This window comes from Marinobacter nitratireducens (assembly GCF_000708045.1).
Classification (GTDB): domain Bacteria; phylum Pseudomonadota; class Gammaproteobacteria; order Pseudomonadales; family Oleiphilaceae; genus Marinobacter; species Marinobacter nitratireducens.
Genome location: NZ_ANIE01000003.1, coordinates 663,848 through 676,862 on the forward strand (window position 1 = coordinate 663,848; position 13,015 = coordinate 676,862).

The 13,015-nt window shown below is 57.5% G+C and carries 7 protein-coding genes; 2 read left to right on the forward strand and 5 right to left on the reverse strand.

The features are described from left to right. Entirely contained in the window at nucleotides 1-1,863 is a 1,863-nt protein-coding gene (gene mnmC, locus D777_RS04910) for a bifunctional tRNA (5-methylaminomethyl-2-thiouridine)(34)-methyltransferase MnmD/FAD-dependent 5-carboxymethylaminomethyl-2-thiouridine(34) oxidoreductase MnmC (RefSeq protein ID WP_036129238.1), read from the forward strand. 92 nt (nucleotides 1,864-1,955) lie between these two features. Beyond that, complete coding sequence (locus D777_RS04915) at nucleotides 1,956-2,591, forward strand: CBS domain-containing protein (protein ID WP_036129241.1); 636 nt, start codon at nucleotides 1,956-1,958, stop codon at nucleotides 2,589-2,591. A 29-nt stretch (nucleotides 2,592-2,620) separates the two neighbouring features. On the opposite strand, the gene D777_RS04920 is transcribed toward D777_RS04915, so the two are convergent. The 5 genes from D777_RS04920 to D777_RS04940 form a co-directional block, all read right to left on the reverse strand. Then, on the reverse strand, nucleotides 2,621-5,350 hold the full coding sequence (locus tag D777_RS04920) for a hypothetical protein (protein ID WP_036129244.1): 2,730 nt from the start codon (nucleotides 5,348-5,350) through the stop codon (nucleotides 2,621-2,623). 201 nt (nucleotides 5,351-5,551) lie between these two features. Further along, the gene (gene ligA, locus D777_RS04925) at nucleotides 5,552-7,588 is read right to left on the reverse strand and encodes an NAD-dependent DNA ligase LigA (protein ID WP_036129245.1); all 2,037 of its coding nucleotides are present in this window, start codon (nucleotides 7,586-7,588) and stop codon (nucleotides 5,552-5,554) included. Nucleotides 7,589-7,611: 23 nt separating this feature from the next. Next, complete coding sequence (gene zipA, locus D777_RS04930; RefSeq protein ID WP_036129248.1) at nucleotides 7,612-8,631, reverse strand: cell division protein ZipA; 1,020 nt, start codon at nucleotides 8,629-8,631, stop codon at nucleotides 7,612-7,614. 127 nt (nucleotides 8,632-8,758) lie between these two features. Next, the gene (gene smc / locus D777_RS04935) at nucleotides 8,759-12,259 is read right to left on the reverse strand and encodes a chromosome segregation protein SMC (protein ID WP_036129250.1); all 3,501 of its coding nucleotides are present in this window, start codon (nucleotides 12,257-12,259) and stop codon (nucleotides 8,759-8,761) included. A 1-nt stretch (nucleotide 12,260) separates the two neighbouring features. Next, nucleotides 12,261-12,944, reverse strand: a complete 684-nt coding sequence (locus D777_RS04940) for a GntR family transcriptional regulator (RefSeq protein WP_036129253.1) — start codon at nucleotides 12,942-12,944, stop codon at nucleotides 12,261-12,263. Nucleotides 12,945-13,015: the final 71 nt, after the last annotated feature.

Here is a 13,015-nt window from a genome sequence, read left to right on the forward strand (position 1 = left end):
ATGGCTCAGAGCGCATCAGGCCCGGCAATCGAACCGGCAGAGTTGGCGTGGAACGATGGCATTCCCGAATCGACGCAATTCGGGGATGTCTATTTCAGTCGCGACAACGGACTGGAAGAAACACGGTACGTTTTCCTGGATCACAACAACCTGGCGGATCGATTCGCCTCGATTGAACACGGCAGCCACTTCGTGGTTGCAGAAACGGGGTTCGGTACAGGGCTGAATTTCCTTGCAGCCTGGCAACTGTGGCGGGAATCGGTCACGGACAGTGACGCCATCCTCCACTTCGTCTCCGCAGAACGCTATCCGCTAACCCTGAAGGACCTCACACGTGCCCTGGCGGCGTGGCCAGAACTTGCGCCTTTGGCAGAGGAGCTCTGTGATCATTACCCGCCACTGACCCGCGGCGTACATCGTATCGTACTGGATGGTGGCAGAGTCCGGCTCACCCTGTTCTTTGGTGACGTACTTGATGCCTGGAACCAGCTCTCCTTCACCGCCGACGCATGGTTTCTGGACGGCTTCGCACCATCTCTGAACCCGGAAATGTGGCTCGACCAGGCCATCACACTGATTCGTTCCCATAGCGCACCCGGCACTACCCTCGCCACGTTCACCGCGGTCGGTCGCATTCGTCGTGCACTGGCCGATGCCGGGTTCACCATGCGGAAAACAGCGGGCTATGGGCGCAAAAGGGACATGCTGACCGGTGTCCTTGACGACGCAGGTACAGCCATGAGGGCGGGCCACAACGCGCCTGTTGCTATCGTGGGTTCCGGTATTTCCGGTTGCCTGCTGGCGCGGAATCTCGCCGGGCGAGGTATTCGAGTGACGTTAATTGATGCCGCTGACCGCGCCGGGGCTGCTGCGTCAGGCAATCTGCAAGGGGCGCTCTATGTAAAGCTCGGCGTCGAGTTTAACGATCAGACCGAACTGGGGCTGACCGCCCTGCTCTTCAGTCAGCGCTTCTATCAACCCTTTTCTGACAACTTCTGGCACCCGACCGGGCTTTTGCAGCTGGCATACGACGACTCGGAAGCGGACCGCCAGCGGCGATTTATCTGCCGAAACCATTATCCGGAGGACATTCTCAAACCAGTCGATCAATCCGAGGCGTCTCGTCTGAGCGGCGTAACCACTCAGAGTGGAGGACTGTGGTTTCCGGCTTGCGGCTGGCTTGAGCCCGCCAATGCCTGTGAAGTGCTCTCTGAACACCCGTTAATCGAGAAACGATTTGGCTGCCGGATCTCAAGCCTTACGCACCAGGGCAAGCAATGGCGGCTTAGGGATCACCAAGGCGGGGAAATCGCAGCGGAGCGCGTCGTTCTGTGCACGGGGCATTCAAGTGCTGATCTTATCCCGTACGAGGGCGACATCCGCTTGAAGCCCATTCGCGGCCAGGTTACGCACCTCCCGGCTGAGAGCCTGAACAGTCCGGATAGTGTTATCTGCGGGAAGCGGTATCTGAACCCGTTTAACGGTGATTGTGCGGTGACCGGGGCAACCTTCGACCTCCGCGACGAAAACCCGAACCAGTCGATGGAAAGCCATCGTGAAAACCTGACGGAACTGTCGAACATGATACCCGGAGTGATAGACACGGATTACCTCAGTCCCGATGGGGCCGAACGGGTTGACGGGCGAGTGGGTTTCAGATGTACCACCCATGACTATCAACCCGTAGCCGATGCCCTGGAAAACCAGCCCAATGGGCTATACCTGTTCACCGGGCTTGGCAGTAAAGGTCTCACCTATGCTCCCGTTCTCGCCGAGTATCTTGCGGACCGGTTGACGGGCCAGCCAGCCTGTCTGCCCAAGAAGCTGGCGCGAAGGGTCAATGCTCAACGTATACTTCGTTAATGATGGCCATTTCGTAATGAGTTAGCTGTGAAGATTTTCGCATGCTGGCCGTTAACCGGTTGTGAAGGTATGAAACTCGGAGTGTGACCTAGATGTCGATATTTGTCAGCGAACCCGGTCGCCCGGTTGGGACAAGGCTTCCGGAGGTCTATCGCGGCCGGCGGGTGGACGATGTGTCTGAGCTGACCGAAAGCCATCCCATCAATCCCAGTCGAAGCGAAGCCACCGATGCGGAATTCCAGCAGGCCGCACATTCCGGGCGCCAGGATCGAGCTGTTGCGGAATATGGTGCCGCAGCTGCCGACATGCCCAGAACCGAGCGCCCCTATCTGCCGGTGTCTTCCTTCTGCTCGCAGGCACTCTATTCTGTATCGGCCTCGGCCACCGTGTCAGAGGCCCTCTCCTCCATGGACGAACACGGAGTTAACCACCTGGTGGTGATGTCCGAAAACAACGTGGCGGGTGTTGTTGAGTTACGCTGGCTACTTGAATGGCTTCACGAACATCAGGTTAATGCCATGAGCCAAAGCCTGTTACACATTGAGCTACCGGCTTTTCTCACCGCCTCTCCGGAGACTGACGCGCATCAACTGGCAAGACTGATGCTCGCCCACCGCCTCAATGCGGCGCTGGTAATCGATGCCAACGGAGCGCCCGCCGGCATCGTCTCCAGTACCGACTATCTCCGGCTATACGCCAGCTCTGGTCGACAGGAAGGGGCGATCTGATCCAGCGCTGATAATGCGCCACTCGCCGGTTAATTCAGCGGCGTCAGCAATTCCCCTTCAGGGCTGTACACGAGAACCAGCCATTGACCGGCCTGGCGCGCGAGCATGGTGATCTCGTCGTCTCGATAGTTCGCAAGCGCGGTAATCTCAGTATCTCCAACAGGGAGCTGAGCTCGCCACTCATTTCTGAACGCCGTGTCCTCTTCACCGGCTGGCTCAAGCAAAGAGATGCGGGTCGCAATGCCCTGGCCCTGAGCTGAGCCTGCAGCGCCACCCTCGAAGTCACCGTCGGATTTGCCAGCAGCAACCAGGTCGCCACTGAAGACCATCACAGCCTCGAACGCCTCCTCTGCCGAATCTGACGGATCGTTTAGTGTGAACGCCCGATTGATATCTCCGGTCGAGGAGTAGCCGAGCAGAAAACCGGCTGAAGTGTTGATTGGCGTATGCACGAGCTGCCTGCTCTCTTCACCGGTCTCCTGAACAGAATACTCACCGGCACCGTTACCCAACAACCACAACCCGCTTTGCTCAAACAAACCATCGGAAACCGCTTCATCGCCCGCTGATCCAACCTGATTGACACTTATATCGCCCGCGCCGGCCGTTGCACTGTAGAAGTAGGCATCAACGCCACCGATAACCGGCGCGCCCCCCACAGAGCCCTGGGCGGACCCAAACAAGATGGGCGTCAGCGAAAGCGCACTGACACCGGCAACCGAATCATCGGCAGCAGAACCCACCTGGCGAGTCCAGGCAAGCTCAGGGACATAGCTGTTGCCATCCAGAGGAGCGTCAATGCGCTGCAGAAAGCTGTCGAAGCCACCGGCAGGGACCTGTTCGGGCCAGGATCCATTGGTCTCACCGGCCACCAGGACATAACCATTCTCACCAGCCAATGCCAGGGAACGAACGATATCGTCTGCCGCCGTGCCAGTACGGAAAACCCAATCTTCAACATACTCGCCACCGTTAACCGCGGTGTCATACCAGAACCGGTGCACAACCACATCCTGCCCGCCGTTTTCGTTTGTGCCTGTCAGGGGCTGGTCTGTGCTGTAGGCCACGGCAAACTCGTACCGGTCAACCTTGGTGGAGCCGGATGGCACTTTGCGCTTGAGCGTTGCCAGAGCTGTTTCAGGCGTGTTCAGGGCAACAGCCGGATCAGAGACTGGAATGTTCTGAAGCAAAGCGCCCTTCTGGTCAAAAATCTTTACCAGAACCTGATCATTATTGAGCTCATCATAGCCGGAAACGAAAATCCGGCCGGAATGTGCGATGTCGACATCCGTGGCGACGAAGCCATCCCCCGCATTCAGTGCAAGAGGTGCCGCCAATTCGTTCAGGTTTACCCTCAGAATCGAGTTATCGGCTGCCCTGGCGTAATACTCCCGCCCTGCCTGATAGCCTTCGTTCAGTGTCAGGAGAATAAAGCGATCATCGAGAGAGGGATTTGAGTAACCGGCACTGTCTACACGAATCCGAAAAGGCACCTCGTTTTCTGACGCGGGGAACACAACCTCATCGCTCTCCGCCCACGAATTATTCTGGTAGGTCTCGATCACAAACTCGGTGCCAAGCCTCGCCGTGGAATCCTCTGAGTGACCTAGCTTGGCCCTGTATTCCCAGGTTCTCTCGCCTTCAATACGGGCAACGTATTCCCGATAATCGCCAACGTTCAGAGCGTCACGTGTTCCACCCGCCGCCGTTTCGAGAACCACAACGGGTTCATCGTCATCGATGACCAGGCTTGACCTGACACCGCTGTTGCTCTCACCCAGCCCTGCCAGACCGGAGCGGACTTCCGTGAGGGTCAATCGTGCAGCTTCCGACGGCTCGGGGAAACTGTCATCAACCACTTCCAGGCGGATATAGCATTCGGTAATTCCCGGCTCGAAGGTCACCACACCCTTGGTGTAGTTGCCGTTGTTATCCAGTTCATATGTCAGGTAGTCGAGCTGTTCCAGCAACAGGTCACTGTTGCTACCCAGGGCCACCAGATCCTGGCCGACAGCGGCATCACCGGCGTTAGCCTCGCTGTAGTCACACCGCTGGTGCGGTGCCGTGAAGCCGTTGTCGCAGTCCGTCGCGTCGTACTCTGAGGTAAGGTCAAATGCGACGGCTACCCGGGTGACGGAGGGTTGATCCAACACCACCTTGACCACAACCGGGTGGGTCTCCACCGTCAACTGTTTGGTGCCGGTGACAGAGCCGTCGCTGGCATATTGATTGATCGTGAATTCATGCTCACCGGAAGATTCCAGATCCGGTAACGTACAATGATTACGATACCCTTCTTCAAGCTCCGCCGTGCTGCCTTCGGTAAACGTGTCAGCCTCCAGCGACAGTGGGTTGTATTTGACCTCGATATCAAACGGCTGCAGCCCGGCCATCCGGCTGTCCGTCGTGACCAGATTGATATCCTGAATCTTGCCAAGATCTGCGTCGCCCCGGTTGCCCCCGGTCAGCCCCGGCACGCCCCGCATGATAATGCCCTCACGGGCTTTATTGCTGGTGTCTTCCAGAGCAAGCCAGGATGGTGCATTTGTCAGGGAATAATCGAGGATATCCTCGCCACCGTAGGCCCCGAAGTTGTAGTAGTACTCGACGCCGAGATAGGCCGTGGAAGGCGGTACACCGAGAATGGTCGGCTGATCCGGAGCCTTCTCTGTCTTACACGCAGATAACGCGCTCACCATCAGGATGACGGTGAGGAGACGGGCGACTGAGGTAAATCGGAGGGCGGAATCGACGCGCATGAAAAAATCCGTTTAACACGTTGTTGTTATGGCCAAACCGAGCAGAACCCCGGTTTACATACCGTTACAGATCTGCACCATGGTAGCCAAATTATGCGCTCGGGGATCTGCGCGAGTTCTCAGATTCTTCGGCCAGCCTGCGTCCTTGCATGACTGGCACGAAATGAGATTTCTATGAAGGGGCAAGGCACAAACCGGCGTTTATTCTTCGGTGAGCCCGTGATGTCTCAGGAGTTCGGTCAACGCCGCCTCATCACGAACCTCAACTCCCAGCTGTTCCGCTTTGGCGAGCTTGGAACCGGCCGCCTCACCGGCAACCACGCAAGCCGTCTTTTTCGACACACTACCGGCAACCTTCGCGCCCAGCTGCTCCAGTTTCGCCTTGGCTTCATCCCGGGTCATGGTCGACAGCGTGCCGGTGAGCACCCAGGTCTCGCCTTCCAGTGGGCGTTCGCCCTCATTGATCGCTTCTTCCTGCCATTCAACTCCGGCTGCTTTCAGCGCATCCAGGGTTTCACGGTTGTGAGACTGATCGAAGAAACTGCGGATATGGCCGGCAACAATTGGACCGACATCGTTTACGGTCTGAAGGGTCTCCTCATCCGCTGCCGCGATGGCTTCCAGGGTTCCAAAATGGGAAGCCAGCCCCTTCGCCGTCGCTTCTCCGACTTCCCGGATTCCAAGAGCGTAAAGAAAGCGCCAAAGCACCGGATGTCGGGATTTGTCGATGGCAGCCACAAGGTTCGACGCAGATTTGTCTCCCATACGCTCAAGACCGGTCAGATCGGCCTTTTTGAGACGGTAAAGGTCGGCAACGGTTTCCACCAGTTCGCGATCCACCAGGATGTCTATCCATTTGTCACCCAAGCCTTCGATATCCATGGCTTTGCGTGAGGCATAGTGACGGATTGCCTCCTTGCGCTGCGCCGGACAATAGAGGCCGCCGGAGCAGCGGGCAACCGCCTCCCCTTCAATCTGGATGACATCGGAATCACACACAGGGCACCGGCTCGGCAGTTCTACCGCCAACGCGTTCTCGGGGCGCTTGTCGGTGACCACTTTCACCACCTGGGGAATCACATCCCCGGCGCGTCGGATGAATACCGTATCCCCGATATGCACATCAAGACGCCGGATTTCATCCATATTGTGCAGGGTCGCGTTGCTGACCGTGACACCGCCTACAAACACCGGCTTCAACCTCGCGACCGGGGTCACTGCGCCCGTGCGACCAACCTGGAATTCCACATCCTCAATGGTCGTCAGTTCTTCCTGTGCCGGGAATTTCTGGGCAATCGCCCAACGCGGCGCTCTGGATACAAAGCCAAGCTTCCGTTGCAAATCCAGTCGATTTACCTTGAATACAATGCCGTCGATCTCATAAGGCAGCGTATCTCGCTTTGCCATCAGGTCCTGGTAGGCCTCCAGGCAAGCTTGCGCTCCGACAGCTTTGCGCATCTCCGGGTTGATCCGGAAACCCCACTGACGGACTTGCTGCAAACCATCCCAGTGATTGTCCGCCAGCTCACTATCCTCTGCGAGTGCCACGCTATAGGCACACATTTCCAGAGGCCGCTTGGCTGTCACCGTTGACTTTTTCTGGCGAAGACTGCCTGCTGCCGCATTCCGGGGATTGACGAAGGTTTTCTCGCCCTGCGCAGCCAGCCTCTGGTTAAGCGCTTCGAACCCGGCTTTCGGCATGTACACCTCGCCTCGCACTTCGACGAGGTCCGGGATGTTTTCACCCCTGAGTTTGAGAGGAATGGAGCGAATGGTCCGAATGTTCGCGGTGATATCTTCGCCGGCATAACCGTCGCCCCGGGTAGACGCAACGGAAAGTGTGCCGTTTTCGTAGGTCAGGCTCACCGCCAGGCCATCAAGCTTTGGCTCGCAGACGTACTCTACCGGGCTATCATCGCCAAGGCGGTCCCGGACCCGGCGATCGAAATCTTCCAGTTCCTCTTCACTGAACGCATTGTCCAGCGACAGCATCGGGATACGATGAACAACCTCAGCAAAGCTGGTTTCCGCAGCACTGCCAACCCGCCGGGTCGGCGAATCATCGGAGGCCAGTTCCGGATAATCCGCCTCCAGCTTCTGCAACTCCCGAAACAGGCGGTCATACTCGGCGTCCGGAACCCTGGGGTCATCCAGAACGTAATAATGGTAGTTATGGTCATCAATGATCGAACGCAGTTCATCGACCCGCGTCCGGATGTCCGGCGTGGCTTTACTCATGGATTGCTGCTCTCACCCGCCGTTTAAACCTGATGAAACCGTTGCTTACGCTCAAATTCACGAATGCGTTGCCGACAATGCTCGATGGTCTGGCCGGTCATCACGCTCCGTCGCTCATCTTTGAGTTCGCCACCGAGGTTGCGAACCACGCATTGAGCGGTCTCCAGCATGAACTCAAATGCCTGAAGCGCGCTGGTGGGCCCCGGCATGCTCATGAAGAAACTGATACCCGGGGTCGACAAGGTATCGATATCGGACTGCCGAAAGGTTCCTGGCTCAACGGCACTGGCAACACTGAATTGCACCGGGCTGGTCGTGTCTGACGCTTCGTGGCGGTGATAGATGTCCATATCCCCGAACTCAAGACCGCAGGCCTCGAAAAGCTTTTTCAACGCAGGCCCCTTGTACTCCTGCTCGGCGGGCGCCAAGACGTTGATCACGATAACCTCTCTCGCCTCCGGACGGTTGGCGCCAGCGAGGGGCTGATCTTTACGGGGTTCTGAATCTCGTGACGCCGTGTCCTCTTGAACATCACGCGTAGGTGAAGGCCCAGATACCGCCTCTGGGGCTTTCGGGGATTCCATCTCCGGGGGATCTTCCTGCGCTGGCTCTTGTGCAGCGACTTCCTCAGTTGCACTCCAGCCCGATTCCAGTTCCGGCACTGGCTCGTCATGGGAAGAAAACCCGCCGTCTAAATCGTCGTCGCCAGTGGTGACTGGATCAGCAGCGACAAAGTCATCCTCCCGACTCTGTTTCACGGGACGAGTTGGCTTTGGTGAAGACGTCGCAACCCGAACGGGCTTTTCAGCCCGGACATACCCTCTTTCCTCAAGGATCTCTCGGGACACTGTTCGAGCGCCGCCGTTCGGCAGCTCAGGATTGTAGTCCTCATCCAATGGTGACTCTGCGAGGTCATCGGCGCCCATACCGGATGATATGGCCATGGACTCTTTACGAGCCCGCCGCATCCGCCTTACGCCATCGATGACAATGCCGATGATAACCAGGGTACCGATGGCAATTAACCATTCCCTAAGTGACATAGTGCTGCTGTCCTGTTTGCAGGTTCTGTAACGTTGCTACTCTAAGAAAAGCCCGTAATGAATACAACGCACACCGGGGCCAGATGGCGTTTTTGTCATGCTTGCCGAATTTCTGTGCACGGCTTTATCAGGCTTCCGCCAGCGCTGCGGCCTCGTCAACGTCGACGGACACCAGCCGCGAACAGCCAGGCTCATGCATGGTGACGCCCATTAACTGGTCCGCCATCTCCATCGCGATCTTGTTATGGGTAATGTAGATAAACTGAACCTGCTTGGACATTTCCTTGACCATGTTGGCGTAACGGCCGACGTTCGCGTCATCCAGCGGCGCATCCACCTCATCCAGCATACAGAACGGCGCAGGGTTAAGCTGGAAGATGGAGAACACCAGGGCGATGGCCGTTAGGGCCTTCTCGCCGCCAGACAACAAGTGAATGGTGCTGTTTTTCTTACCCGGGGGCCGGGCCATGATCGCCACCCCGGTTTCCAGCAGATCCTCTCCGGTCAGCTCCAGATAGGCGTTTCCGCCACCGAACACCTTCGGGAATAGAGCCTGTAGCCCGCCGTTGACCTGGTCAAAGGTCTCCTTGAAGCGCTGCCTGGTCTCCCGATCGATTTTCCGGATGGCGTTGTCCAGGGTTTCCAGAGCCTCAATCAGATCTTCGTGTTGGCTGTCAAGGTAGTTTTTACGCTCGCTCTGAACCTGATACTCCTCGATAGCCGCGAGGTTAATCGCACCAAGCCTTTGGATGCGGTTGCCAATCTTTTCAAGCTCGTCTGCCCATTCTTTCTCGTTTGCGTCCTCCGGCAACTGCTCCAGGACTTCCTGGAGTTTCACGTCCAGCTCCCTGAGCTGCTCGATATGGTTTCCGGAACGAATTTCGAGGGCCTGACATTCCATCTTCAGCTTTTCCAGCCGGGATCGAACGTCCTGAATCTTGTGATCGGTGCCGGAACGTCCCTGCTCTCTTTCCCGAACTTCGCGATCAATTTCCTCAAGCGCATCACGCGCTTCCGCGAGCTTTTCCTCTTCCGCAAGACGTCGGTCGAGAAGCCCCTCCAACTGCATCTGGAGGTCTTCGATGGGCTCTTCCGCACTTTCTCTGGACTCCCGCAGGATTTCCAGGCGCTCCTCGAGTCGCTCCTTCTGCAATTGCATGCGATCGATGGTCTGGCGAAGGGCATCCCGCTGGCTCGTCAGGGTCTGCGCCTGCAACTGCATCTGGTGCGCGTGATCACGGTCGTGGCGGGCATCCTGGCGCAATCTGTCGAGGTTTTCGCGAAGACTGTCTCGCTGCTCGAGCAGCCGCTCCTTCTCCTCGTCGCTGTCTTCCGTCAACGCGAGCGCTTGCTGCCACTCCTCTTTCGCCTCTTCCAGGCTTTCCTGCTGGTTCTCCAATTCCATGGAGACATCCGAAAGATCTTCTCGGATCCTGACCAGCCGGGCATCAATCTGTTCCGCGCGGGCTCGCAAACCACTGACCCGGGACTGCAAACCGCTCAGCTCCCTGTCAGCGTCCGCCAGCGAGGACTGGGCATCATCCCGGGTAGCTTCAGCCTTCTCCGCCCGCTCGACGAGCGCTTCCTGACGCTGCCCAAGCTCCTCCAGCTCCGCTTCCGCCTCTGAAAGCAGGTGGGACAATTCATTGACCTTGGCCTGGCGTTCAATAACACCGACCTGCCCCTGATCCGAATCGGGCATGAGCACCCAGTCGCGGGACACCCACACCCCTTCCGGCGTGATCGCGCTCTCTCCGGCAGCGAGTTCTGTGCGCATGCCAAGCGCATCAGACAGCGTTTCAATTGCGCGAATTCCCGAGAGCAGTGACGCAACTGCAGGCAAGCCTGACACCTTTGCCGCCAACCTATCCTGGCTCTCTTCTCGGGCCACTTCGGAAGAGCGGTCAATAACAGCAAGTCCTTTCGGAGCGCTGCTGAAGGCAGTGTCCAGGTGTCCTATCCCCGGCAAGGACAGTCCTTGCGTAAAACGACCAATCACCTGCTCGACGGCGAACTCCCAACCGCCCTCTATCGAAAGCTGACTTGCAACCCGGGGTGAATCGGCCAGATCATGCTGTGCCAACCAGCTCTGAAGATCGTCGTCCTGACTGCCCATCTGCTCATCAAGCAAGGCTTGCTGGGATTCCAGGGAGGCCCGAAGGGACTGGACGGTCTGGCGCTTTTCGGAAACCTGCTGTTCGGCTTCCTTCTGCTGATCCCTGGCCTCGTACAGGTCGTCCTGAACAGACGCGATCCGCTCAGCCGCTTCCTCTCTTCGAAGTTCGAGCGTCTCCTGTTGCTCCAACAGGTCTTCCAGCTCTTCACGGTCCACCTGATCATCAAGCAATGCCTGTTCATCAAGTAACTTCTGGTGACGGGTCCTCAGCTGTTCGATGGCATCTTCCGTCGAGCGGATACGGGATTGAGCCAACTCAGCCTGTCGACGGGCGTCGGAGGATCGGGAACTGAAGGATTCCCACTGATGCTGCCACTCAGTCATGGCATCCTCGGCCATTTGCAGCTTCTCACCCGATTCCTCAGCTCTGATCGCCAGCGCCTCTTGCTCGGGCTCGATCATGTCGAATTCTTCCTGAAGCGTGGCCAGCTTTTCTTCGTCCTGCTCCAGCTCCCGACTGATTTCCCGCTGATTGGCCATGGCCTGATCGAGCTCCGCGGCGGTTTGCCGACTCCGTTCCCTCTGGTGCTCCAGACTCTGCTCAATTCGCGCGATGTCCGCTCCGGCTTCGTAGTACCGGGCCTGGGCCCGATTGAAATGCTCGGTGCGATCCTGATGGTCATCACGGAGAGATTCCAGGGAGGTTTCGAGGCTGACTCGCTCGGTCAGATACTTTTCAAGTTCCAACTCGGTATCGCGAATCCTGGCGCGCCAGGTTTCGAGGTCATTATCCAGCGAACGCCAGCGGAGTACGGTCAACTCCGCTTTTTTCTGTCGCTCATCTTTCTTGTAAGCCTTGTACTTTTCTGCGGCAGCAGCCTGACGTTCCAGATGCTGCAACTGACGTCCGAGTTCTTCTCGCAGGTCCGTCAGACGCTCCAGGTTTTCCTGGGTCCGACGAATCCGGTTTTCGGTTTCCCGTCGTCGCTCCTTGTACTTCGAGATGCCGGCCGCTTCCTCAATGTAGATTCGCAGCTCTTCAGGCTTGGCTTCGATGAGCCGGGAAATCATCCCCTGCTCAATGATTGCGTAACTGCGGGGACCAAGACCGGTTCCCAGGAAAAGGTCGGTGATATCGCGGCGACGGCATTTGGAGCCATTGAGGAAGTACTCTGATTGCCCTTCCCGGGACACCCTGCGGCGAACGGAGATTTCGTTGAAGCTGACAAATTCACCAGGTGCAGAGCCATCGCTGTTATCGAAAACCAGCTCAATCGAGGCCTGTCCAACAGGCTTTCGCGCACTGGAGCCATTGAAGATGACGTCAGTCATGGATTCACCGCGCAGGTACTTGGCGGAACTCTCCCCCATGACCCAGCGCACAGCATCAATGATGTTGGACTTGCCACAACCGTTCGGCCCCACCACCGACGTCATGTTGGTGGGAAATGGTACCGTTGTCGGATCCACAAAGGATTTGAACCCGGCAAGCTTGATGGATTTAAGGCGCATATCAGGCGCTCTCCTCCTCCCTGAGAATCGTCAGAACCTGCTGCCGCTGATGCTCACCGAAGGCTTTGATAACCGATTGAAGACGCTCGGCATCGTCATTCACCGCGGCATCGGCCAACTGACGGAAAAACGTCGCCGTACCGGCGATATCTTCGCGAAAGTGCTCAAGCGCAACGTAATAGGTACGGCTGATCGCCGGCCTGAAATTTTCCAGGGTTTCCTGGAGAAACGGGTTTTCCACCAAGCCATAGGCATATTGCATGACGCCGAATCCGGCTTCGATCACCTTTTCTGCAGCATCGCTACCGGCCGTATTGAAGGCATCAACCACCGCCTGCAGCTCCCGCACCTGGCCCATCAGTCCGCCAAGCTGACCACCGGGCCAGCGTTCAAGAACTTTCCGGCCAAGCATGCAGAGCAGATCGATATAGATATCGTACAGCGCATTCACGCTGTCAGTCGTCAGGCTGGACACAACGGCACCGCGACGAGGAAAGATCTCCACCAGGTGACGACGTTCCATGATCAACAGCGCTTCGCGCACGGAACCACGGCTCACGTTCAGATCACCGGCAACCTTGAGTTCCTGAATACGCTCTCCGGGTTTGAGATCCCGGGTCACAATGCGCTGGCCAAGATGCTGGGCGATTTGTTCGGACAGACTTTCCGGTGCCTGAAACCTCATAGAATTGGGCGCTCACTTCTGCAGACGGCTGACTTACAAAGCGCCGAGTTTACCACAGCACACCGGCATCC

Coding starts and splice junctions, on each gene's coding strand:
- ligA (WP_036129245.1), bottom strand. CDS start 7,588: ATGAGTAAAGCCACGCCGGACATCCGGACGCGGGTCGATGAACTGCGT.
- zipA (WP_036129248.1), bottom strand. CDS start 8,631: ATGTCACTTAGGGAATGGTTAATTGCCATCGGTACCCTGGTTATCATC.
- D777_RS04920 (WP_036129244.1), bottom strand. CDS start 5,350: ATGCGCGTCGATTCCGCCCTCCGATTTACCTCAGTCGCCCGTCTCCTC.
- mnmC (WP_036129238.1), top strand. CDS start 1: ATGGCTCAGAGCGCATCAGGCCCGGCAATCGAACCGGCAGAGTTGGCG.
- smc (WP_036129250.1), bottom strand. CDS start 12,259: ATGCGCCTTAAATCCATCAAGCTTGCCGGGTTCAAATCCTTTGTGGAT.
- D777_RS04915 (WP_036129241.1), top strand. CDS start 1,956: ATGTCGATATTTGTCAGCGAACCCGGTCGCCCGGTTGGGACAAGGCTT.
- D777_RS04940 (WP_036129253.1), bottom strand. CDS start 12,944: ATGAGGTTTCAGGCACCGGAAAGTCTGTCCGAACAAATCGCCCAGCAT.